The organism is Salinisphaera hydrothermalis C41B8 (genome assembly GCF_000732535.1).
Lineage (GTDB): Bacteria > Pseudomonadota > Gammaproteobacteria > Nevskiales > Salinisphaeraceae > Salinisphaera > Salinisphaera hydrothermalis.
In genome coordinates, this window is record NZ_APNK01000004.1 from 82,758 (window position 1) to 105,610 (window position 22,853).

Here is a 22,853-nt window from a genome sequence, read left to right on the forward strand (position 1 = left end):
CGTGCTTTGACGGCCGACGCACGCGGCATAGACTGTCGCCGATGCTTGAACACGGGAGGCCAGCGTGGCCGATGACGGTGTGCTCTGTTACGAACAGCCGCTCAACGAGCGTATCCGTACGTTCCTGCGCGTCGAACATCTGACCGCCCGCCTGCATCACCATCGCCGCGATACTGCGCTCTGGGGCCGACGCGCGGCGATGGATGCCCTGCTGGATATCCTCAACGTGATGTCGCGTCACGATATCCGCGGCCAGGTCAGCAAGGAGCTCGAACTGCGGCGCGCTAGTCTGCACCACCTGAACGAACGGGACGACGTCGATCAGGAGGCCCTGACCGGCATCCTCAGCGAGCTCGACGCCATCGCAAGCGAGATGGCACAAATTCCGCCGCAGTTCGCGTCCTACCAGCTACGCGACAACGAACTGCTCAACAGCCTCAACAATCGCCATGCCATTCCGGGGGGCACCTGCAGCTTCGATCTTCCGGCTTATCATCACTGGCTGGCGCAAAGCGACACATCTATCGATGCCGACTTCGATCGTTGGTTCCGTCGGGTGGCGCCGGTCGAACGCGGCGTGCGCCTGCTGCTGCGTCTGCTTCGCGACAGCGCCGAACCGACCAGCGAGATCGCCGAGAATGGCGTGCTCGTGCACAACACCGCCACCGGCACGCAGATGATCCGGGTTTTACTGGACGACCCCAGCGTTTTTCCGGAAATCAGCGGCGGGCGCCACCGGGCGACGGTGCGTTTCATGCGCTACCAGGACCCGCAGATGCATCTGCGGCAAACGGAAAACAGCATCGTCTTTCGCATGGCCTGCTGTCGTTTCTAGGAACTGTCGTTGCGGCGTCTCCGTTTCGCCCCCGAATCGCAGAGGGACTTACGGCGCGCCAAATTTCTTCGTTACGCTTGTGCCATGAATTCGAAACAACACGTGCCTTGCCCGCAATGCGGCGAACCGGTCGACATGACGCCCAACAACGCGTATCGGCCGTTCTGCTCGCGTCGCTGCAAGCTCATCGACCTAGGCGACTGGCTGGACGAGTCGAATCGCATACCGGATCCGGACGGCTCCGCCGACCCGACGTCGATGCCGCCGGCGGGCTATGGGAACGATGAGCCGACGCACTGAAACACGACCACGCTATCTCGGACACTGGGCCGTAACAGGACGCGACACGGCTTGATGGGCGGGCCCGATAGCCACTGGCGGCCGATCATGCCGTCTTCACGGCGCTTAGCATGTCGCCGTGCCGCTCAGCGGTCGGTCGGCGACATCAGCGCGCGTCAGGCGTCGGCCGCGCCCGGCCACAGACCGCGAATCGCCGCGATGCCCTGGGCATTGTGCGCCAGCGCATCGCTCTCGTCGGCGACCTCCAACCCGCCGAGCGCATAAACCGGGAGCGCCCGATCGTCGCGCTGGCTTTCGAAGCCGGGCCAGCCAAGCGGCCCCGCTTTGGGGTGGCTCGCGGTTACGGCGACCGGCGAGACTGTGGCAAAGTCCGCGTCGACCGCAATCGCCGCGTCCAGCTCGCGAGCATCGTGGGCGGAAGCCGCGAACCAGCGCTCGCGCGGTAACGGGCGGCGGCGGGCAGCGGCGATGCGTTCGGCGCTCCAGTGCAAGCCATCGGCGCCAACGGTCTCGACCATGTCCGCGTCTCGGTCCAGAAGAACCGCCGCCCCGTGACGATGCGCCTGCTCGACGACGACCTCGGCCAAACGCGCATAGCGTGCATCGGATAGATCCGGATCGCGCAGGCGCAGCAGCCGTGTGCCCCGCCCTAGCGCTTCTTCGAGCGCACCGAACCAGGCCTTGCGATCAGCGCCGCTGAGTCGCGGCGTGATCAGATAACGGCGTGGCAATGCCAGCGCGGCGAGGATGACGTCCGTCGCCGGCAACAGCTCGACCTCGTCGAGCGCGTCTCGAGCGATCCAGCGCACCGTCTGGCCCTCGCGTCCGCCCGGCTCCCCGGTCCAGCCATCGATGCGCCAGACGTGCAGCCGCACCGGGCGCGGCCCGCGATCGTGAGCGAACCGGATCAACGGCGCGCCGCGCAGATCGGTGACCCCGATCTCTTCGGCCAATTCGCGCCCCAGACAATCGAAGATGGCTTCGCCATCCTCGCGCTTGCCGCCGGGAAACTCCCAGAAGCCGGCGCCCGGCGTATCCGGCCGGCGCTGCGCGATCAAAAGACGCCCCTCGGCGTCGACCAGCACACCGACAGCAATATCCAGCACATCGTCCACATCGACGGTCATGTCAGCTTCGATATTCGGCGTTGATACGAACGTATTCGTAGGACAGATCCGATGTCCATATCGTGGCTGCGGCATCGCCGCGCCCCAGGCGAATATGCACCGTGAATTCGGGCTGGGCCATGACGGCGGCGGCATCCGCTTCCCGATAATCCGCGCGCGGCTGGCCGCCGGCGACGATGGGCACCGCGTCGAGCGCGATATCGACGCCGTCGATCGTCAGATCGGTGACGGGCGCGCGGCCCACCGCGGCCAGTATGCGGCCCCAGTTGGGGTCGCCCGCAAAAGCCGCGGTCTTGAACAACGGGGAATGCGCAACGGTGAAGGCGACGGCACGCGCCTCATCAACACTGGCCGCGCCTTCGACCGCCAGGGTGATAAAGCGGGTCGCGCCCTCGGCATCGCGCACGATGGCACAGGCCAGCGTCACCATAACGTCGCGAAGCGCGTCGACGAACGCCGACCAACCCGGCCGATCCGGGGCCAGCACCACACCGGCGCCGGTCGCGCAGAGCATGGCGGCGTCGTTGGTCGAAGTATCGCCATCGACGGTAATGCTGTTGAACGAGGTATTCACGGCCTCGCGCAAGGCATGATCCAGATCGGACGCCGCCACGGAGGCATCGGTCGCCACGAACGACAGCATGGTCGCCATGTCGGGCCGGATCATGCCCGAGCCTTTTGAAATGCCGGTGAGGGTTACCGGCGCGCCGTCGATCTCGATGCAACGCGTCACGCCCTTGGGCACGGTATCGGTGGTCATGATGGCGCGGGCAGCGCCAAGCCACGCGTCCTCGGCCAGCGCCCGAGCCAGATCGGGAAGCACCGGCTCGATCCGTGCCATCGGCAGCCGCTGGCCAATCACGCCGGTCGAAAACGGCAGGACCTGCTCGGTCTGAAGCCCCAGCGCCTCGGCTACTCGCCGGCAGCAGGTCAGCGCATCGGCCTCGCCTTCGACGCCGGTACCCGCATTGGCGTTACCACTGTTGATCAGCAGCGCCCGCGGCGCAGCCGTGGCCAAGTGACGCCGCGCCAGCACCACCGGCGCGGCAGCGAACACGTTGCGGGTAAATACGCCGGCCGCGGTCGCGCCCTCGTCGAGCACGAGCAGAGCCATGTCGTCGCCGCCGGGCTTCTTGATGGCGGCGTCCGCACTCGCCCAGCGGGCGCCGGCGATCGGGGCCAGCGCCCCGGGCTCGCGAAGATTGACCGGCATGTTCAGTGCTCGCAGTTCAGAAAGCGCCCGACCAGCGGGCCCGTGGACTCACGCATCGCGACCGTGGCAATGCTTGTATTTCTTGCCGGAGCCACAGGGACACGGCTCGTTGCGCCCGATCTTGCGCCCGTCGCGAACGAACGTGTCGGGGCGCAGTTCTTCGTCCTCGCCGACAGCCGGGCCAGAACCGGCTGGCTGGCCAGCACCCGGCAAATTGGCCTGAGCGGCCGCTTCGGGCGCGATCTCCGGCTGGGCGGCTGCATCGGCCTCGGCCTGAGCCTGAGCAACGGCCTGCTCGGCAGCCGAGGCGGCATCCTCGTGCTGGAACTGCAGGTCCGCCATCTGGCGCCGCCGGTCCTCGCGGGCCTCCTCGGTAATCTGGCTATCGATCCGGCCGCGGGCAAGCACGGTGACGGCTTCGTGTTTAAGGCGCGAGAGCATGTTGTTGAACATCTCGAACGCTTCGCGCTTGTACTCGTTCTTCGGGTCCTTCTGAGCATAGCCGCGCAGGTGAATGCCCTTGCGCAGGTAGTCCATCGCCGCGAGATGCTCGCGCCAGAGTGAATCCAGCACCTGAAGCACCACGGCCTTCTCGATCTGGGCCATGTTCTCGGCGCCGGCGGCCTGGCGTTTTTCCTCGTAGGCCGACTTCAGGTGCTCGCTGATGCGCTCGCGCAGACCTTCCTCGTCGAGATGGTCTTCGTCGTCGAGCCACTTCTGGATTGGCAGTTCGGCGCCGAAATCGCGCTCGATGGCCTGCTCCAGACCCTCGACGTCCCACTGCTCCTCGAGGCTGGCCGGCGGGATGTATTCCGATATCGCCTCGTCCACCACGTCGACCCAGATGTTCTCGACCAGGTCCGAGATGTCCTCGGCATCCATGATCTCGTTGCGCTGTTCATAGACGACCTGGCGCTGGTCGTTGGCGACGTTGTCGTATTCGAGCAACTGCTTGCGAATATCGAAATGGTGGCGCTCGACCTTCTGCTGGGCGTTCTCGATCGCCCGCGTGACCCATTTGTGCTCGATCGCCTCGCCGTCTTCCAGCCCGAGGTTCTGCAACATCGAGCGCAGCCGCGGCGGCGTGAAGATGCGCATGAGGCTGTCTTCGAGCGACAGATAGAACCGCGACGCGCCGGGGTCGCCCTGACGGCCGGAACGACCGCGCAGCTGGTTGTCCACGCGCCGCGATTCGTGGCGCTCCGAGCCGATCACATACAGCCCGCCGGCTTCGAGCACGGCTTCGTGAGTTTTCTGCCATTCGTCGCGCAGCCGCTGACGAGACGCCTCATCGTCTGCCTCGAGAGCCTCCAGCGCCTCCTCGATATTGCCGCCCAGCACGATGTCAGTACCGCGACCGGCCATGTTGGTGGCGATGGTTACCGCCCCCGGGCGGCCGGCCTGGGCGATGATCTCGGCCTCGCGCTCGTGCTGCTTGGCGTTGAGCACTTCGTGCCGGATGCCGCGCTGCTTCAGCAGCTGCGAGAGCACTTCGGAGGCATCGATCGACGCCGTACCGATGAGCACCGGCTGGCCGGTCTGGCTGGCCGAGACCGCTTCGTCGGCGATCGCTTCGAACTTCTCGCGGCCAGTCATGTAGATCTGATCAGGCAGATCCTTGCGCTGCAGCGGCCGGTTGGTGGGAATGACCACCACTTCCAGATCGTAGATCGACTGGAACTCGAAGGCCTCGGTATCGGCCGTGCCGGTCATACCCGCGAGCTTGTCGTAGAGCCGGAAGAAGTTCTGGAAGGTGATCGAGGCGAGCGTCTGGTTCTCTTTCTGGATCGGCACGCCTTCCTTAGCCTCGATGGCCTGATGCAGACCGTCCGACCAGCGCCGGCCGGGCATGGTGCGCCCGGTAAACTCGTCGACGATGACCACTTCACCGTCGGCGATGATGTATTCGATGTTCTTGGTATAGAGCGCGTGGGCACGCAACGCGGCGTTCATGTGGTGCATGAGCGCGACGTTGTTCGCGTCGTAGAGCGACTCGTCCTCGGCCAGCAGCCCGGCTTCGCGCATCAGCGCCTCGACCTTCTGATGCCCCTCCTCGGTGAGATGCACCTGCTTGTTCTTTTCTTCCTTGGAATAATCGCCGGGGCCGTCTTCTTCTTCCTGCTCGGTCAGATGCTTGACCAGCTTGTCGACACGCTGGGAGGTTTCCGGATCGTCGTCGGTCGGCCCGGAGATGATCAGCGGCGTGCGGGCTTCGTCGATCAGGATCGAGTCGACTTCGTCGATGATGCAGTAGTTGAGCTTGCGCTGGACCCGGTCCTCCGGCGTGAAGGCCATGTTGTCGCGCAGATAGTCGAAGCCGAATTCGTTGTTCGTCCCGTAGGTGATGTCGCAGGCGTAAGCCGCCCGCTTGGCCTCGGTATCCTGGCCCGAAAAGATCACGCCGACCGTCAGCCCGAGGAAGCGATACAGCCGCCCCATCCAATCGGCGTCGCGCGCGGCCAGATAATCGTTGACCGTGATGATGTGCACGCCCTTCTGTTCCAGGGCATTGAGATAGGTCGTGAGCGTGGCGACCAGCGTCTTGCCCTCACCGGTCTTCATCTCGGCGATCTTGCCCTGATGCAACACCTGGCCGCCGACCAACTGCACGTCGAAGTGGCGCATGCCGAGCACGCGCTTGGCGCCCTCGCGCACCACCGCGAACGCCTCCCCGAGCAGATCATCCAGGCTTTCGCCCTGGGCAAGCCGCTCGCGGAACTCGTCGGTCTTGGCCGTCAGCTGTTCGTCCGACAACCCTTCCAGGTCGGCCTCGCGGGCATTGATGGCGTCGACAGACTTGCGCATGCGCTTGACCACACGCTGGTTGCGACTGCCGATCAGTTTGGTCAGAAAATTGCTCATGAACCCTCGTGGTCTGGCCCGGGCCGGTGGCCGACGGATGGCCGGCAAAAGCCGGATGATAACGCAGCCGGTGCATTGCTTTAAGACACGGCGGCGCGCCGCGTCGTTCCAGCCGCTTTCTTGATGGACGTCTTATGCGTCGCCCCGGCGGGCTTGGCCCTTCGACGCGGCGCTCGCACAACGCCTCAACACGCCCTAACATTGCGCTGAAACGATCACTACAAGTGTCAAGACATGGGGTCGGCACCGCAATCAATCCAGTCCCTGTTGCATATTGCCGCACCGGATATGGCCGACATCCTGGGGCGGGCGCGTTTTCTCGCCCGCATCCGGGCGGCGCTGCTGGAGATTCTGCCGGACGCCGCGGCCCCGCATATCCAGGTCGCCGGCTACGACGATTATCAGCTGCGGCTCCATGTCGCCAGCGCCGCCTGGGCGACACGGCTGCGCTACATGGAAAAACAACTCACCCGCGCCTTGGCGCAGCGCATGCGCCTGCAGGTGGACGGAATCCGCATCAAGGTACGCCCCGTCAACCTCGGGCCGTTTCAGCCGGTACAGCGCGCTCGCTATCTGTCGATCGATACACGGCGCCACCTGGAGCAGACCGCGGCTTATATCGATGATCGATCGCTGGCGGACGCGCTGCGTCGTCTGGCGGCCGCCGGACGCGACAGCGAGTAGCGCCGCCGCGCCGATCGGGTACCCGAATCAGGCACTGGCGCGCGCCGGCACCTCGGTGAGGCGCGCCGTTCCCTGATCCAGCCGATAGACGCGGCTGGAGCGCTCGGTCAGCGCCGTTCGATGCGACACGGCCAGGACCGTGTAATCTTTGCCGAGATCCGCCAGCGTGGCGCTGACAGCGGCCTCGGTCTCGGGGTCCAGCGCGCTCGTCGCTTCGTCGAGAATGAGAAGCCGGGGCCGATGCACGAGCGCGCGCGCGATGACCACGCGCTGACGCTGGCCGCCGGACAACCGCCCGCCATGCTCTCCGACGTTGGTATGAATGCCCTGGGTCAGGCCGCTAATGAAGTCCCAGGCGCCGGCGCGCTTGAGCGCATCGATCGCCGCATCCTCGGACAGGTTTTCATCGCCCACCACGACGTTGTTGTAGATGCTGTCGTTCAACAGGATCGTATCCTGCGGCACGTAGCCAATCATCGAACGCCAGGCGCGGATATCGATATCGTCGATCGGCACGCCGTCGATCAGAATCCGTCCCTGCTCGGTGCGCAGCAGGCCGATGATCAAATCGATCAACGTGGTTTTGCCAGCGCCGGAGAAGCCGATCAACGTCGTGAACTCGCCGGCCGGAATCTCGATGTTCACGTCGCGCAGGACCGAGCGCCCTTCGTAACCGAAGCTCATGTGTTCGACGGTCACGCCCTTCTCGAGGGTGGGCTTGCGTTCGCCGAATTCCGCCTCGCGCGCGGCCCGGGCGTTCTGGATCTGCTCTTTCATCGCCCAGTAGAAGGCCTCGCGCGACGCCAGCTTCTGGTATTCCTGCTGCACCTTGCTCAGTCGCGTCAGCATACGCGCCAGCACGATCGTCAAGACCATGATTTCCGACAGCTGCAGGTTCCAGACCAGCAGCGAAGCCGCGACACCGACAATCAGCACGATGCCGATCAGCAGCTCCTGCAGTGCTTTCAGCGACTCCTGTGCGAGGACCCGCATGCGCAGCGCGCTGTTGAGTTCGCGCGTCTGACGCTCAAGCATGCGATCGATCTGCCCTTCCCGGGCCATGGATTTCAGCGGCTTGAGCGAGGAGAGCGAATCGGTCAGCAGGGCCATGAGCTGCTGAAAAGCGTTGCTTTGCCGACCGCCCGCCTCCCGCGAGATCGATACCATGATCTTGAGCACGCCGAACACAAGGCTGCCGACGACCATGGCCAACGCCGCGATCTTCCAGTTGATAAGTAGTGCGACGATCAGAAAAACCGTCGCCTGGGAGATCAGCGCGGCGAAATTCGCCATGCTCTGAAAAGCCTCGGCACTGTTGGTCGCCTCGGTCGAAATCGTGTTCGACAGCCGGCCAGTGCGCTGGCTCAGAAAATATTCCCAGCGGGAAGACGACAGCGCCCGCAGGAAGTTCAGCCGCCCGTCCGTCGCAATGGCTGCGACGGTGTAGCCCACCTGCCGATAGGCAAACAGGGTCAGCCCCGCCTTCAGCACCAGACCGACCGCCACGATGCTGATCATCGTGCCGATGGTCGGACTGATGGATAACCAATGCAGCCCTTCGCTGAGGAAATCCGAGGTCTTGTGGCTGACCAGGCTGGAACTACCGTTGGTGGCGATGGTCAGAAGCGGCAATAGCGTCGATATGCTGAGGCCTTCCGCAACGCTGGCCACCGTGAGGCTCACGCACACAAGCAGGCACTGCAACGGATATTGGTTGATGAACTCTTTGATCAGCCGCACGATATCAACTCTCGGCCAGGACGCCGCCTTTTATAACTAGCGACAAATTCTACCTTCCCGCATCCCGTTTTCATAAGCTGGTCACAACTCCCGCCGCGATCCCGAATGGGTGAACACGACACTGCGGCGATCTTCTGAACTCATATCGCACTATTCACGCCCCTCCCGGCCGGCGCACCATAACAGCGGATGCCGTCCCGGACGCCAGTCATTACATACTGACGTCGATTCATGAACGAACGCGCTTTCCGGGCGTTCGCGACCGGTATGCGAGTGGCACGCCACCAACCATGGAAGCCACAAGCCCGACATCCCACCCGTGAAGACACTCGGCTACGGAACGGACGACAACAGGCGCGGGGATTCGGCCTTCTGCCAACACGGCATCACACACGGTGCGCTCGGCTCGGGGCTGGCGACCCGTGCGGGATTCAATAACTGCATTATACCTACGTCTATATCACGATGCCGGATGCCGGCTTGTCTCGATAGATTCAACGCCGCTCGATATCGAGTGATTCGAACAATCCGGCCAGCTTGTCATCATGGATATCGAGAGAGCGCATGAGCGATACGGCGGGCGTATCGGGCAATATCCATTTCGCGGTGATCAGCGCGGTGCCGATATCCCCGTACACGCGCCGGATCGAACCGCGACCGGCGAGATACACGAGTTCCGACGGTACCGCATGCGGAATCAGCTTGGCGCCCAGCGCGGTCAGATCGAGCCAATCGGCCTCGCGCTCGCGCGGATGATAGCTCACGGCCACTTCATCCCCGGCCGCCGCATGCTCGGCGACCGCTTGTCTGATAACGCGGGCGTATCCGTCATGCCCTTTAAAATTGTTGCGATGAGCCAGCATGAACAGCACGTCGGCGCTCAGATCCTCGAGCGTCGCGCCGACTCGCTGCACATAGTCGGCCGGCCAGGCCATGGTATTGAAGAAATCCAGATCGGACGCCGGCAGACCGACAACGTGGCGTCGTAGTTCCGGCCGTACCCGCGCCGGGAACCGCGCATAGAAACGATCGATGTTCGACGACGCGCCCTCGACCTCGACGGCTTTTGTACGCGGGCCGAACAGCAACCGGCTTTTGAAGCGTTCGCTGGGGCTCGACGTCATGCGCTGGTCGATATAGGCAATGGCGCCGTCCTCGACCGCAATGATTTCGGCCTGGCGCCGACGCAGAATCCGCGCAGCGTATTGGTTCAGGTCGTCTTCGTTGAAGATGAAAAGCCGTCGAGGGCTCACGCCCTTCGCCACCCGTCGCATGCCGGCGGCGCGCGTCTTGTCGATCAGAGCGCGCCAGCGGCGCTTGTATTTCCGGCCCGGTCGGTCCAGGAAATACACCGCCTGAAACGGCACGCCGGGATCGGCCTGCACCGCGTCGTAGAGCTCGGGGAAGCTCGTCACCGGCTGATGCTTCATCAACAGCGCGCTGGTGCCCGGCGCGACTGCCGTATCGCGCGCCAGCAGATGCGCCAGGATCAGGTGATAGGCCGATGCCACCACGAACAGGTTATCGGCCTGAATCGGCCGACAACCTCTCGGATAAAGAAAAGCCGTCAAGTACTCTTCGCTCGCGTCGAGTGCCGCAGGGCCAGTCGAATTACCCTGCCCGACTAGGCGGGCCGCTCAGCTGATTCCGGCGCCGTTCGATATTCGCCGGGCACGTTGTTGTATTCACGCTGAGCGCAAGCCTCGATAAAGGCTTCGTCTGTCTTTTTGACGCTGTCCGGCAGACGGCGCGCATCGGCCAGGCGCTTTTCCAGCTGGTAATTCAGCGACGGACGCACCAACTCGGCCTGCACCGCCTGGTCGACCTCGTCCCCGGTGATATAGCCGTTGTCCACCGCTTGGAACAGATACTCGAACCAAAGCTTCGACAGCTTGTGGCGATGATGAATCCACGGCTGCGTCGACTTGCCCGTATAGTGAAGCATGCCGGTGAACGGCCAGCGATAGCGGTCGAGCGAATTCCATGTTCGCGGCAGATTCGGCGAGTAATCCTCGAGAGAGAACAACCGCTGATAGCTGTAGCGCTCTGCGTCCAGATCGCTCACGATCTGCGACATGCGCCAGTCCATGCGTTCGCAATCCAGCAGCATGAAGCTCGAGCGTAGCATCGGCCGCGCCTTGCGCCCCTTGTGCGTATCGCAGAAGGCCAGTGGCTGCTTGTCGAGCGGATGATCAAAAACCCGTGCAATATCCTTGAACACGATTTGATCGCAGTCCATGTAGATACCGCGACCCTTGAAGCCTGCGATTTCCGGAATCATGAAACGCTGGAAGGAAAACGGCGTCCCCGGGCGGTTCTGCGGCTTACTCGGCATCCGGAAGTCCACCGCGTGCGCATGCAGGTGATAGAACTGCACTGCACGGCTGGCATGCTTGCGCACGGACCACTCGAGAACCTTGGCGACCAGGGTCTGCGCCGGAGAACAACCGATATATATTTGGATATCCTGCATAGCTCATTCGTCTCCGAAGCGACGGGAATCATTTGAGCTGGCTTTCAATTGGCCGCTCAAGGGGATTGCGTGTGCTCGGTCATCCACGCCTGCAGCATGAGCAGCGCCCATATCTGTTTCTGCCAGGCCCGTTGATCCGTGTGCTGAGCCCGCCATGCCTGCTGCACGAGCTCCGGATCGAGCAACCCCTGGCGCGACAGGCGCTCCCGGCTCAGCAGGTCGCTGGCCCATTCCTTGAGCGGGCCGGCCAGCCATTGTCCGATCGGCGCCCCGAACCCTTGTTTGGGACGCTCGTACAGCGCACGCGGCATGTATTGAGCCAATAGTTCGCGCATCAGCCACTTGCCCTGGCCATCGCGATATTTCATCCGCATGGGCAGGCGCCACGATAATTCGGCCACATTAAAATCCAGTAGCGGGCTGCGCACTTCCAAACCACAGGCCATGCTGGTGCGATCCACTTTAGCGAGTATAACGTCCGGCAGATGCGTCGTCTGGTCAGCCAGTAGCAGACGTTCAATCGGGTCGGCCAACCCGGGCCACTGAGCGGTGGCCACGTAATACGCGCCGCGCTCGATACGGCCGTCTGCCAATAACGGGCTGTCGTACAGCCAGTGGCAAAATTCATAGTAATAAAGCTCATCGAGCGAGCCGGCACGCCGACGGGCGATCGATATGGGGTGACGACGCCCGCGCGGCAAGCGCTCTTGCACGGCCGCCGACATACGCCGCAGGCGATGCGGCACGCGCGCGAGTTTGCGCCAGCGCCGCGGCACACGATGAAATCGCGAGTAGCCGCAGAAGAACTCGTCTCCGCCATCGCCCGTCAGGGCCACCTTGATATGCGGCCTGGCCTGCTTTGCGATCAGATAATTGGGCACCTGCGCAAAATCCGCCGATGGCTCGTCGACGATCTCCGGCATGCGCGGCACCGTATCGATCGCTTCCTGATCGGTGATGTGCAGCTCCGTGTGCCGGGTGCCGAGGTGCTCGGCAATCGCCCGGGCATACTCGGTTTCGCCCTTGCCGTGCGCACCGAAGCCCAGGGCGTAGGAATGCACGGGCTGCGCGCTTTGCTGCTGCATGATGGCAAGAACCAAGGAGGAATCGATCCCGCCCGAAAGAAATGCCCCCAGGGGCACCTCCGATACCATGCGGTAATGGGTCGCACGATGCAGCGCTTCGTCGAGCGCCTGGACGGCCTGAGCATCGGTCCAGTCTGTACGCTGTGCCGCGGCGCGTTGTGCGACGTCGGCCATCGACCAATAAGCGACTGCGAGCGCCATCGGATCCTGCGGCCGGCGCGCGTCACGTGCATCGAGCGTGATGAAATGGCCGGCGGGCAACTTGTAGATGCCCTCATAGATGCTGTTCGGGCACGGCACGTGCCCGAGCTGGAGATAGCGCTGTATGGCCGTCGAATCGATTCGGGCCTCGAAATCGGGCAGGCTGTTCAAGGCCCGTAGCTCCGAGGCAAAGACGAACCCCGACCGGGTCCAGCCGAAAAACAGCGGTTTCTGCCCGATCCGATCCCGCGCCAGACTCAATCGGCGCTCGGCCCGATCCCAGAGGGCGATCGCGAACATGCCGTTCAGCCGGTCGAGGGTGGCCGACAGGCCCCAGCAGCCGATCGCGGCCAGCAACACTTCGGTATCCGAATGTCCCTTGAAGGGATAACCGCAAGGCTCGATTTCCGCCCGCAGCTCGGCAAAATTATAGATCTCGCCGTTGAAGACGATTACATATCGGTCGTCGGCGGACACCATCGGCTGGTGGCCCTGTGGCGACAGGTCGACGATCGACAACCGTCGATGGCTCAGGGCCAGACCGGTGTCGCTATCGGCCCAGACGCCGGCATCATCGGGGCCGCGGTGACGCAAGCGGTCCGCCATGCGCCGTGCGCAGGCCGCGATACCGTCGTCGCGAACCGTATCGCCCACTCGCCATAGCCCCGCAATTCCACACATTCGTCTTACTCCCGCTCCAGCCGGCCATCCGGCCACGTCTCGTAGTCCGAATCCGGCGCCAACAGTTCCGCCACGCAGGACAGATAACGCCGCACACTGGTCTCCACCGAAAAATCGCGGGCACGTGCGACAAGCTCGGCGCGCGGCGTCGGCGCATCGAGCATCTGATCGATCGCGGCGCTCAGGCCGGCCTCGTCGCCGACCTCGGCCAACGGTCCGAAACGACCGTCCGCCAGGATCTCGCGAGAACCACTCGGACAATCGGTCGAAACCACTGCGCAGCCGCTGCCCATCGCTTCGATCAGCGCGGTGCTCAATCCTTCCCAGGCCGAAGACAGCACGAATACCGCCGAGTACTGCATGTAGTCGTAAGGATTGTCTACCCAGCCCGGCAAACGTACGTCCTCGGCTACGCCCGATCGAACGGCCTCGGCTTCCAGATCATGACGAAGACCGCCTTCACCCAGGATGATCAAGCGAGCCAGGCGTTTTTTTCGTACCCGGGCAAAGGCCCGGATAAGCGTGGTGAAATCTTTCTGCGCTTCCAGCCGGCCCACGCCGAGAACGACCGGCGGCGCGCCCGTGGCGAACCAGTCGTCGGCCGGTGGCGCGCCCTCTCGATCCAGAACCTCCGGCGTACAGGACGGGTTGTAGAGCGTGATGACGCGATCGCGCGGCAACCCGGTCGTACGTGCCAAGTCATCGGCGGCGCCATCGGACACGGCCGCCACCCGATCCGCACTCATGTAAGCGCGCTTGAGCAATGCCGGCAAATGACGCCAGCGCCAGCCTTCGCCGCGCCTGGCCTGGCCATCTGCAATCAGCTGCGACACGCTGTTGTGCTGCGTCACGATCAGCCGGGTCTCGACCCCGGCCAGTCGCCGCGCCCAGATTGCACCGAGGTTGGCGTAGAACAGGGCGGAAATCAGTAAAGCGGGCCGTTCGCGGCGCAGATAGTCGGCCAGCGACGATACATAACGCAGCCCCATGATCGGCATTGGCGCTAGGAGTACCGGCCGCAACAGGACACCGATATCGCCGGGATTGGCGCGGGCGATGGACAGACGCGCCGCCCATTTATTCTGTCGGTTCAGTACGACCACCGACCGCAGATGCGGTGATATCGCCCCTGCATAGGCGCCCTGCTCGCGATTGACCACCAGATCGACCCGATGGCCACGGCGGGCGAACTCATCCGCCAGACGCAGCATGACGCGCTCCGCCCCGCCACCGGCGAGGGTCGGAATATAGAACGCGATATGGGTGGGCGGCAATTCGTCTGGCGGCATGTCAACCGGGCCCGACGCATAATTGCCGATAGCGTTGCATGCTCGACTCCAGCGAAAAGACATCGGCGCGTTGGCGCTGGCGCCCGGCATCCGCCGGCGTGGCGATCGCGTCGAGAATCCCCTCGGCCAGCGCTTCGACATCGCCGCACGGGACCAGCCGCCCGTACCGGCCGTCGTCGAGAATTTCACGAGGCCCACTCGGGCAGTCGGTGGAGACCACAGTGGCCCCGCAGGCCAGCGCCTCGATGAGCACGGTCGGCAGCCCTTCGTAATCGGAGGACAGCACAAAGACCGCGGCGCGTGCGAGATAGGCATACGGATTGCGGGCGAAGCCGGGCATGCGGACGTCTTGCGTCAGCCCGAGCCGGGCAATCTGCGCCTCAAGCTCGCCGCGATCACGCCCGTCGCCGAGCAACAGTAGACGCGCCGGACGATTACGACGCACTCGGGCGAAAGCCTCGATCAACAGATCGAAGCGTTTGGCTTTCGCGAATCGCCCCACGCCGACGATCAACGGCGGGCCGTCGTCGTCGATCCAGGGGTCGGACACGTCGGCCGCCGCCTGTGCATACAACTCCGGCGTCACCACCGGGTTGTACACGGTTTCGATGCACGCCGGAGACAGCCCGGTCGTAGCCGCTACGTCATGCGCCACACCGTGTGATACCGCAAGCACATGATCGGCGCACGGATACGCCGCTCGCAGCACCGCCGGCAGATGGCGCCAGCGCCACTTCGCGCCGGCCCGTTCCAGCGTCTTCGACAGCGTGTTGTGCTCAACCACGATGACCCGCGTATCCACCCCGGACAGGGTCCGCGCCCAGAGGGCCACCAGATTCGGATAGGACATGCCCGCCACCAGTGCCGCTGGCCGATGGCCGCGCAGATATTCGGCCAACGGCTCGATGTGACGCAAAATCCGGGACGCACGGAGCGGCGCCATTACAGGCCTCAGCAGTGTATTCCAACGCAAGCCCGAGCATTGGTGGGCAAGACGGCGTGCTGCAATCAACCCGCCGGGCTTGAGTACGTGCAATGTCACCCCCGGCGGCAGCGCGTCGGCATAGTCGCCACCCGACCGGGTCACCAGCAAATCTACCGGATGGCCTTCGCGGGCGAACGCGCCGGCCAGAACCAAGGCGATTCGCTGCACGCCGCCACCGGTCAGCGAAGGGACGAAAAACGCGATCCGCTCACGTTCCTCCGCTCGATCATGCTCGAACTGTTGCGACAAAGCCGTCTCGTTGTATTGATTCAGGATCGCCGGCTGGCGCGACGCCGGTCTGGTGCTAACGACTGCGCAGATCGCGCCAGACCTGGCGTACCTGATCGACCGGGCTGGCAGGGTTCCAGCCCGCGCTGACCAACTCGCCGCGCAGGTAGTCGAACTCGGCCAGCAACGGGCCGAGATCGGCGACGGCGGTCGCTACCTGCGCCCAGCGCTCGGTGAATTCGGGATCAGTCAGCCGCAGTTCGTCGCTCGCGACCCGATCCAGCAGCGTATAGCCTTCAGCCGTCCAGCGATTGACCTGCGGATCGGCCCACAGATCGTCCCGCGTGAAGCGCGTGCTCGGCTTGTCCTTCTGCAGGAAACGATGAGCGTACTCATCGACACCGGCGCGCCGCTCGGGCCCCATGGGCAGACCGAGATCACGGGCGACCCGCGACAGCTGGGCCTCCGGCTCGGCCATCAGGCGATCGAAATCGACCACGGCAACCGGGGCCCCGGCCAGACGATCGAAATACGGCACCACGTTGACCAGCCATTCCATGTCAGACCAGACCTGACGTCCGCGCTGCGGATTGATCTTGCCCCGGGAGCGGGCCACGCTCATCGGGTTGCGCAGCGCGATCAGATACCGGACATCGAGATTCAGCGCCTCGTGGATACCCGTCCAGAACGGCATCGTCCGCAACGTCCTGGAATACTTGTAGCCCCACAATGGCGCATGCCCGAAGCGCTGGCCCAGTTTTTCGATGGCATGCGCCTGAATCGCTTTGACGCGCGGCGTTTCGAATTCCGCGTCGTCGATCAGGCGCAGGCTGTGGCCGCGAATTCCAAGCGCCCGCTTGAGCAGCTTGCTGATCGCCAGCACGTCGCGGTCCTCGAAGAACCCGGTCGGATTCTTGCCGCTACCGGACCTCAGGTTGTCGCCGAGATCCACGCCCAATGCGGCCAGGCCGCGCGTGATGGCGCTCGTACCGCTGCGACCGGCGCCGAGCACCGCCACCACTGTGGAACGCTCGGCGTCCGGCGGCGGCACCGTGGAGCCCAGCTCATTATCGACATTGACCGCCTCAGACATCCCGTCGCACTTCTCCTGCCAGCCGCCCCTTGAGACGCCGGATACCGGCCCGCAGGCGATCATTGATCACAACGATGAACACCTTGCGGTACATGCCTTCCGGGCAGGTGATCTCGCGCACGCCGTGCCAGGATCGCTCCATGCGCTGGAACAGCAGGCTGTAGTTGCCGATGCTCTCGCCGGCGAACGCCTGGTCGAAATCCTCGAACTCGGGCGCGGACTTGCGGCTGAAACGCCCGTGGTCATCGAGAATCACGGTGTCGCCGCCCCATTCGGGCTTCCAGACGCCCGGCGGGCTGAAATAGAAGATGTGGGAGCCGAGCTTGCGCGTGGCATCACAGTGTGGCGATACCGAACTCCCGGTCGGCGCGTAATGCCAATGGAAATTCAGTTTGAAGCGACCGCGACCGAACATCCGTTTGATGAAGTCGTAATAACGGTCGCTCTTGAGCTCGGATACGAACGCATGCCATGCCGGATCGATGTCCAGGCTCTCGTCGTATTCCAGCGCATAGCGATCGTGGGGCTTCTGCCCGTGTGAGCGTTTCACGCCGAAGCTCGGCACCATCTGGTCGACCGTGGGCAAGGTCTCGTACAGCTTCTCGTAGGCCTCGTCGGTCAACAAGGATGCCGGATTGACCCACGGATAGGGATAGGCATTCTGGAACTGGCTGGTCTCGATTTCAGCCAGCCGATCAAAGTCAAGATATTGCATCGCTTACACGCCAAGTCGTGGCTGGAGGTGAAGAATAAGCCCGCATCGAACGGTATTCAATTGGCGAATAGCGCGCGTATGCGGGCGACAGTCGTGGCCATGTCATCCGGTGCCGCGGTCGTCGTTTCCGCATCGACCAGACCGGCCCGACGCAGCATGGCGTGAAACGCCGCGAAATCGCGGCGCGGCTTCAGCCATCCGGAATAAATCAGGCCGCGATACAGACGACCGGCCAGGCCCGTGGGCCGCCGTAGCGGCTTGTCTGCCGGCCACTCGAACAAGCGCACCGGCCGGCCCGTGGCTGCCGCCTCGGCCGGTAGCGAAGCACTGTCGCCGGTCACGATGAATCGGTCGGCGAGCGCCAGAAACGCCCCATAGGGGTTGTCGGGATCGTTCGACCGCCAACGATAGAACTCGGCCGGCGATTCGATCGCGTCGGCCAACGCATCGGCCGCAGCGCCGGGTGTGCGCCTGCTGGTCGTGACCAGCAGGCTGCCACCGGCCGCACGCGCGGCCGCATCGGCTTCCCGGCCGAGCCGGGCCGCCGTGGCGTTGTCCAGCGTATAGCTTGAACTATTGCCGCCAACCAGCACGGCGATCCACGGCCGCGGCAATACGTCGAGTCGCGCCCGCCAGCGCTCGGCCGAATCGGCCTTGTTCGCCGGATCGATCACATTCAGCGGCAGCGTATTGCGCAGTACGTTGGGCGCATCCGGAACACGGAACTGGGCCAGGGTGACGACCAGATCGAAATGATGCAGCGGCATCTGCGTATGCAGCAGATGCACGAGTTTCGTACGCCCGCCGGACTGCTTCTTGATCCAGCGCGCGATGGGCGCCGAGCGCCGCGACGCCGCAATCACCAGATCCGGCCACGGCGGCGTCAATACGTCCGCCATCCGATCGAGCGTGAAGGCGTGCGCTCCGATCAGCGGATTGGGCAGATAATTGAGTACGTTCCAGGACAGCTGCCGGGTCTCGTACGGCCAGCCGAGCGCCTCGGCCAACGCGATCATCTGCGCATTCCCGCCGGCCCCTTCACCCAGCAGGACCCAGACTCTCGGCAGACGGCTCGATGTCTCGCTATCCGGCACGAACGGCCGCGATCGGCTCGGCATCGACGTCCACTACCCGGCCCTCGGGATCGGGCAGACGCAGCATCGCGCGAATACGCTGGGCCAGCCATTCGGTTTCGTGCCAGGCCGGCGGACTCCACGACTCGAGCTCGCCGCCGAGCAGGCGCGCCACACCATGCGTTACCAATGCTTCGTGCAGTGCCGCCATGTCACGACGCGGCAACAGCACACGGCGGTCGACCAACCGCGCACAGGCATACTGCAGGCCTTCCTGGGGTCGACGCGACCCGCGGGCATTGAAGCGATCGTGTTCGGCCTGGGTGACGACCCAGTCGGCGATGCGCCGACGCAGGTTCGGCTTCGCCTCCGGCAGCGGCGCGATGTATACCGGCTTGCCGGTCGCCACGGCCTCGGCAATCATCGATTCCGACTCGCCGGTCACCACCAGAATATCGGCGGCCGCCAGATAACCGAGATACGGATTATCGCCCTGCTCCGCCGGCTCCCAGGGTACGAACGTCGATGCCGACGCCAATCGCTGCCGGATCGCCTCCGCGGCTTCCGTGCGCGTACGACGGCTGGTCAGCACGGCCAGCTCGCCGCCGGCCGCATCGGCCTGCGCCTGGACACGCCCCGTCAGCTCGCCGGCCGTCTCGGCATCGAGCGCATGCTGGGCGTTGTCCCCACCTACCAGCCACACGATGCGTCGCTCGGCCGCACTGGAGAACAGATCGGGCCAGCGTTCGCGCGCGGCCGCCAACTGGCTCGGAGCAACCTTGTTCGGCGGCAGGATGGTTTCGATCTGGCGCGGGTTCGGCGGCAGACGGAAATGCCGACAGACCACCGCGATATCCTGACTCTCACCCACGCGGCCGCCGCGGCGCCCCATCAACACCAGCCGGGACGCGGCCCCGCTGCGCTGGCTTATGGCCCGAGCTGCTATTGCCGGCAGCCAGCCGGAAGCCACGACGACATCCGGCCAGGGCGCCTTGAGATCGCCCGGCCAGGCAGCACTCCCCATCCCGAGGATGTCGCGCGCCATCGCCAGACCGTAACGCAGTGGCGCCCGTGCCACCTCTTTGCGTTCGACCTGCCAGCCGAGTGTTTCCGCAAGGCCCAGCGTCTGGCTGCGGTGGCCGGTCTTGTAGTGCAGCAGCGCCCATACCCGCGGCGTCGTCGACAACAACGCCCCGCCGGACCAACGCCAGACCTTGGGCCGCCGCCCGAGGCGCGGCTTGCGCACGACCAGACGCCAGTGCCGGGTCGGCGCCCGGCGCCCGGCCGCCTCGAGCTGCTGGTACCACCAGATTTGGTCGGCCGGCGTCGCGCGATGGGCGCTGTCGTCCATAGTGACCGCCACGATCACGGCACGCCGGGCCTGCGCGAACAGCGAATCCAGCACCCAGGCCACATCCGGGTCGGGCAGCTGGGCCAGACCATCGGCGGCCACGATATCCACCGGTTCTCGTTCGGCACCATCGGCCAGACTTTCCGGCCGCGCAATGATTCGAGGCGTATCGCCCAGTGCATACAGGCTCTCGGGCCGATCGTAGCCGTAGTAGGCCATCGACTCGGCGCCGGCATCATCGATCAGGCGCTTGAAGTCCGCCAATCGCGAGGCCGGCGGCGTTTCGAAGCGACGCTGCGACGCCCTGGCGGCAAAATCAGGTGTGGGATGCCGCGGGCCGAAGACCTGAAAACCGGCCGCATCGGCCTCGCGCTCGATGCTGGCCCAGATCTCGCCGGCCGGGTTGTCCCGATAAACGAAATCCTGCGGTGTCGGTCGCCACGGCTGACTGTGGATCGTGGTGTAGTGCACCAGATGCGATTCGCCCGGGACGTACTCGGCGTCGCGCGCGTTCCAGCCGTTGTCCAGATCCCCCCATAGCCCGGCATCGCGCATGCGTTTTTCCAGCTCGCGATTGCCGACCTTGCGGGCCGTCTGACCATTCCACAGGTCGATCATCTTCTCGCAATCGATCAGCATGACCGACGTATCGCGATCGTTGATCGAGAGCACGCCGGCGTCGCCCATGTCGAGATCGAAAAGTTCGGCCGGGTCGTGCAGATAGATCTGATCGGCATCGTTGTAGATGGCACGGCCACGCCCGCCCGCCAACTCGGGGATCAGAAAACGGTAGTTGGTGAATCCGGTCAGCCAGAGTCGACGCTCAAAGCCCGTGAAATCCTTCATCAGATAGATTTCATAGGTACGCGCCGGGTCCCGAACCCGCTCGATTGACCAAACGAAGGTCCGCTCGGCACGGAACTGGAAGGCTTCGGTGCCCAGGAAAATGCGGACGGGCGGCTTGTCGCTGGCCGTTACATCCGGCTTGGGCGGCAGAGTAAGGCAAAGTGGACGCGTCTGAGCCGACTCGGCATGGCGCAGATCCCCCGCCAGAAACGTTTCAATCACACGCTTGGTCCGGATCGCCACGTTCGCTACCTCTGCAATGCCGTTTGTGCCGTCTATTATGCCGCAGACCGGCACGATCGTGTCTATGCGTGTTGTTGATGCACCGTCTTCGGCCAGCGCCGCTTCAGGCACAGCCATTGATCGGGATGCCGCACGATCTCGGTCTCGAACAACGCGTTGATCTGGCGGCTCATGTCGAGCACCTTGGCATCGCGGCTCGCTTCCGGTTCGCTGGGCCTGATCGGTGGATGAATATTCACACGGAATCGGCCGTCGGGCAGGCGCTCGGCCAGCACTGGCACCACATCGCAATCGAAACGCAGCGCCAGGCGCGCCGGCGCGGTGTTGGTCATGGCGGGATGCCCGAAGAACGGGATCGCCTCGCCACTGTCCAGACGGGTGTCGACGGTCAGGCCGATCGACTCGCCCCGCCCCAGAGAGCGCATGAACATGCGCATGCCGCCGTCACGTGAAACCAGCGGGTTGGCAAAGACCCGGCGCAGCCGGTTCAACGTCCGGTCTACATAAGGGTTCTGTTCCGGCGCATAGATGACGGGCAGAGGCACATCGTAATAACGCCCTATCAACGGCGTGAGCTGCCACGGGCCGAAATGTGCGGTTACGAAAACGGTCTGTCGGTCGCGATGCGGCACGCTCGCACCCGGCATGACGTTGAACTCGACGCGCTCGCCGCGATGGCGCCACAGACGATCGAGATTGGCCAGTTCGGCCATGGCCACACCCACATTGGCGAACGAGGCCCGGGTGATGCGCTCGAGCTTGTCACGACCGGCATTGGGGAAGATCACGCGAAGATTGCGCCGAACCTTCTCCACGCGCGGCGACAAATGACCGAATGCCTCGCCCAGCAGGGCCCCGACCGAGAACGCCATCTTCAGCGGCAGAATACGAAGCAGGCCGATCATGCTCTTGAGCACGGCGGCTTCGGCCCACCACATCAGCCGCCGGCGCCATGCAGTCACTTCGTGACTACGGCGCCCCGAGAAGTAGAATCGCGCCATAAGATATGCCCTCGTCGGTCCATTGCTTTTATTGTGCTGACGAGCTTTTATTACCCTTCGATCTAACTGGTGGCCGCACGATAGCGTTCCTCCCAGGCACGCTGGTTCGCCATCGCATCGCGGAAATAGGCCGTGCGCTTGAGCGCGGCAATCATCGCCCGCGACACGGCCCGTCCCGGCAGCCCCATGGGCCGCTCGATATCGAACAGCAGCACCGCACGCTCGCCGTCGGTCTTGTTCCAGACCTCATGCGGATAGGTATCGTCGAAGAAGAACATGCCCCCTTCTTCCCAATGGCAGTCCACGTCGTCGACCTGAATCAGACACGGCTCCGGCGAATCGGGCACCCGCAGCCCGATGTGGCAGCGCACCAGCCCCTTGGTCACACCGCGATGCCGCGGAATATGCTTTCCCGGCCCGAGGATCGAGAAGAAGGCATTCGACAGGCCCGGGATCTGATCGAGCGCGGCCGAAGTCGCCGGGCACATCTGACGGCCGAACTCCATGCGCTCGCCGAAGCCGTGCAGCCAGAAGGTCTTCCATTGATCATCGGTGGAGATCCGCGACTGGTCCGGGCTGATCTCCTGGAAGCTCGGTAGCGCATTCCGGCGCTCGAGCAGCTGATCGAGCTCGTCGCGCATGGCTTTCCACTGCAGGCGAACCCCTTCGGCCCACGGAAACAGCGCATTATCGAGCACCGGCTCATCGGGAATTCGCGACTGCGCCGACAGGAAATCCATCAACGTGCCGCGAAACAGCTTCTTGCCGAAACGCTTGACGGTCTTGCGTCGGAATCCGGCGATGCCGGACGAATCAGCACTCATAATA

The 22,853-nt window shown here is 64.2% G+C and carries 18 protein-coding genes; 3 read left to right on the top strand and 15 right to left on the bottom strand.

The features are described from left to right. Window positions 1-64 precede the first annotated feature (64 nt). Window positions 65-835, top strand: a complete 771-nt coding sequence (gene zapD / locus C41B8_RS04575; protein WP_037334717.1) for a cell division protein ZapD — start codon at window positions 65-67, stop codon at window positions 833-835. An 84-nt stretch (window positions 836-919) separates the two neighbouring features. Continuing rightward, window positions 920-1,135, top strand: a complete 216-nt coding sequence (locus C41B8_RS04580; protein ID WP_037334720.1) for a DNA gyrase inhibitor YacG — start codon at window positions 920-922, stop codon at window positions 1,133-1,135. 155 nt (window positions 1,136-1,290) lie between these two features. Here C41B8_RS04580 and C41B8_RS04585 read toward each other — a convergent pair whose 3' ends face one another. The 3 genes from C41B8_RS04585 to secA are packed head-to-tail and all read right to left on the bottom strand — an operon-like array spanning window position 1,291 to window position 6,337. After that, window positions 1,291-2,262, bottom strand: coding sequence for a Nudix family hydrolase (locus C41B8_RS04585; RefSeq protein ID WP_037334724.1), 972 nt, complete (start codon window positions 2,260-2,262; stop codon window positions 1,291-1,293). Between the two features lies 1 nt (window position 2,263). Continuing rightward, the gene (gene argJ, locus C41B8_RS04590; RefSeq protein ID WP_037334726.1) at window positions 2,264-3,475 is read right to left on the bottom strand and encodes a bifunctional glutamate N-acetyltransferase/amino-acid acetyltransferase ArgJ; all 1,212 of its coding nucleotides are present in this window, start codon (window positions 3,473-3,475) and stop codon (window positions 2,264-2,266) included. Window positions 3,476-3,523: 48 nt separating this feature from the next. Beyond that, window positions 3,524-6,337: a preprotein translocase subunit SecA gene (secA, locus tag C41B8_RS04595; RefSeq protein WP_037334729.1), complete on the bottom strand. Its 2,814-nt coding sequence runs from the start codon at window positions 6,335-6,337 to the stop codon at window positions 3,524-3,526. Between the two features lie 267 nt (window positions 6,338-6,604). On the opposite strand from secA, the gene C41B8_RS04600 reads away from it, so the two are divergent. Further along, window positions 6,605-7,021 carry a DUF721 domain-containing protein gene (locus C41B8_RS04600; RefSeq protein ID WP_232225991.1) on the top strand — a complete coding sequence of 139 codons (417 nt, stop codon included), beginning with the start codon at window positions 6,605-6,607 and terminating at the stop codon, window positions 7,019-7,021. Window positions 7,022-7,048: 27 nt separating this feature from the next. On the opposite strand, the gene C41B8_RS04605 is transcribed toward C41B8_RS04600, so the two are convergent. From C41B8_RS04605 to C41B8_RS04660, 12 genes are all read right to left on the bottom strand, one after another. Continuing rightward, entirely contained in the window at window positions 7,049-8,761 is a 1,713-nt protein-coding gene (locus tag C41B8_RS04605; RefSeq protein ID WP_037334731.1) for an ABC transporter ATP-binding protein, read from the bottom strand. 494 nt (window positions 8,762-9,255) lie between these two features. Then, complete coding sequence (locus tag C41B8_RS04610) at window positions 9,256-10,332, bottom strand: polysialyltransferase family glycosyltransferase (RefSeq protein WP_037334733.1); 1,077 nt, start codon at window positions 10,330-10,332, stop codon at window positions 9,256-9,258. A 53-nt stretch (window positions 10,333-10,385) separates the two neighbouring features. Then, window positions 10,386-11,234, bottom strand: a complete 849-nt coding sequence (locus C41B8_RS04615; protein ID WP_037334736.1) for a glycosyltransferase family protein — start codon at window positions 11,232-11,234, stop codon at window positions 10,386-10,388. A 56-nt stretch (window positions 11,235-11,290) separates the two neighbouring features. Next, the gene (gene asnB, locus C41B8_RS04620; protein ID WP_037334739.1) at window positions 11,291-13,201 is read right to left on the bottom strand and encodes an asparagine synthase (glutamine-hydrolyzing); all 1,911 of its coding nucleotides are present in this window, start codon (window positions 13,199-13,201) and stop codon (window positions 11,291-11,293) included. Window positions 13,202-13,206: 5 nt separating this feature from the next. Beyond that, window positions 13,207-14,490, bottom strand: a complete 1,284-nt coding sequence (locus C41B8_RS04625; RefSeq protein ID WP_051883065.1) for a glycosyltransferase — start codon at window positions 14,488-14,490, stop codon at window positions 13,207-13,209. A 1-nt stretch (window position 14,491) separates the two neighbouring features. After that, complete coding sequence (locus C41B8_RS04630) at window positions 14,492-15,724, bottom strand: glycosyltransferase (protein ID WP_051883068.1); 1,233 nt, start codon at window positions 15,722-15,724, stop codon at window positions 14,492-14,494. A gap of 55 nt (window positions 15,725-15,779) precedes the next feature. Beyond that, window positions 15,780-16,796 carry a sulfotransferase family protein gene (locus C41B8_RS04635; RefSeq protein ID WP_037334741.1) on the bottom strand — a complete coding sequence of 339 codons (1,017 nt, stop codon included), beginning with the start codon at window positions 16,794-16,796 and terminating at the stop codon, window positions 15,780-15,782. After that, a complete protein-coding gene (locus C41B8_RS04640) occupies window positions 16,789-17,511 on the bottom strand; it encodes a hypothetical protein (protein ID WP_037334743.1) in 723 nt (240 codons plus the stop codon). The genes C41B8_RS04635 and C41B8_RS04640 overlap by 8 nt, the downstream gene beginning before the upstream one ends. 56 nt (window positions 17,512-17,567) lie before the next feature. Continuing rightward, window positions 17,568-18,629, bottom strand: a complete 1,062-nt coding sequence (locus C41B8_RS04645; RefSeq protein WP_051883070.1) for a mitochondrial fission ELM1 family protein — start codon at window positions 18,627-18,629, stop codon at window positions 17,568-17,570. Next, window positions 18,595-21,003: an ELM1/GtrOC1 family putative glycosyltransferase gene (locus C41B8_RS04650; protein WP_232225992.1), complete on the bottom strand. Its 2,409-nt coding sequence runs from the start codon at window positions 21,001-21,003 to the stop codon at window positions 18,595-18,597. Before C41B8_RS04650 ends, C41B8_RS04645 begins: the two co-directional genes overlap by 35 nt. Before the next feature lie 83 nt (window positions 21,004-21,086). Next, the gene (locus C41B8_RS04655) at window positions 21,087-22,025 is read right to left on the bottom strand and encodes a lysophospholipid acyltransferase family protein (RefSeq protein WP_037334748.1); all 939 of its coding nucleotides are present in this window, start codon (window positions 22,023-22,025) and stop codon (window positions 21,087-21,089) included. Between the two features lie 62 nt (window positions 22,026-22,087). After that, the gene (locus C41B8_RS04660; protein ID WP_037334750.1) at window positions 22,088-22,849 is read right to left on the bottom strand and encodes an aspartyl/asparaginyl beta-hydroxylase domain-containing protein; all 762 of its coding nucleotides are present in this window, start codon (window positions 22,847-22,849) and stop codon (window positions 22,088-22,090) included. Between the last annotated feature and the right edge of the window lie 4 nt (window positions 22,850-22,853).

Bases quoted from the DNA above. Each gene is read 5' to 3' on its own strand.
- C41B8_RS04615 (WP_037334736.1), bottom strand. From the start codon at position 11,234: ATGCAGGATATCCAAATATATATCGGTTGTTCTCCGGCGCAGACCCTG.
- C41B8_RS04660 (WP_037334750.1), bottom strand. From the start codon at position 22,849: ATGAGTGCTGATTCGTCCGGCATCGCCGGATTCCGACGCAAGACCGTC.
- C41B8_RS04635 (WP_037334741.1), bottom strand. From the start codon at position 16,796: ATGTCTGAGGCGGTCAATGTCGATAATGAGCTGGGCTCCACGGTGCCG.
- C41B8_RS04655 (WP_037334748.1), bottom strand. From the start codon at position 22,025: ATGGCGCGATTCTACTTCTCGGGGCGCCGTAGTCACGAAGTGACTGCA.
- C41B8_RS04640 (WP_037334743.1), bottom strand. From the start codon at position 17,511: ATGCAATATCTTGACTTTGATCGGCTGGCTGAAATCGAGACCAGCCAG.
- secA (WP_037334729.1), bottom strand. From the start codon at position 6,337: ATGAGCAATTTTCTGACCAAACTGATCGGCAGTCGCAACCAGCGTGTG.
- C41B8_RS04580 (WP_037334720.1), top strand. From the start codon at position 920: ATGAATTCGAAACAACACGTGCCTTGCCCGCAATGCGGCGAACCGGTC.
- C41B8_RS04625 (WP_051883065.1), bottom strand. From the start codon at position 14,490: ATGCCGCCAGACGAATTGCCGCCCACCCATATCGCGTTCTATATTCCG.
- argJ (WP_037334726.1), bottom strand. From the start codon at position 3,475: ATGCCGGTCAATCTTCGCGAGCCCGGGGCGCTGGCCCCGATCGCCGGC.
- C41B8_RS04645 (WP_051883070.1), bottom strand. From the start codon at position 18,629: ATGCCGAGCCGATCGCGGCCGTTCGTGCCGGATAGCGAGACATCGAGC.
- asnB (WP_037334739.1), bottom strand. From the start codon at position 13,201: ATGTGTGGAATTGCGGGGCTATGGCGAGTGGGCGATACGGTTCGCGAC.
- C41B8_RS04585 (WP_037334724.1), bottom strand. From the start codon at position 2,262: ATGACCGTCGATGTGGACGATGTGCTGGATATTGCTGTCGGTGTGCTG.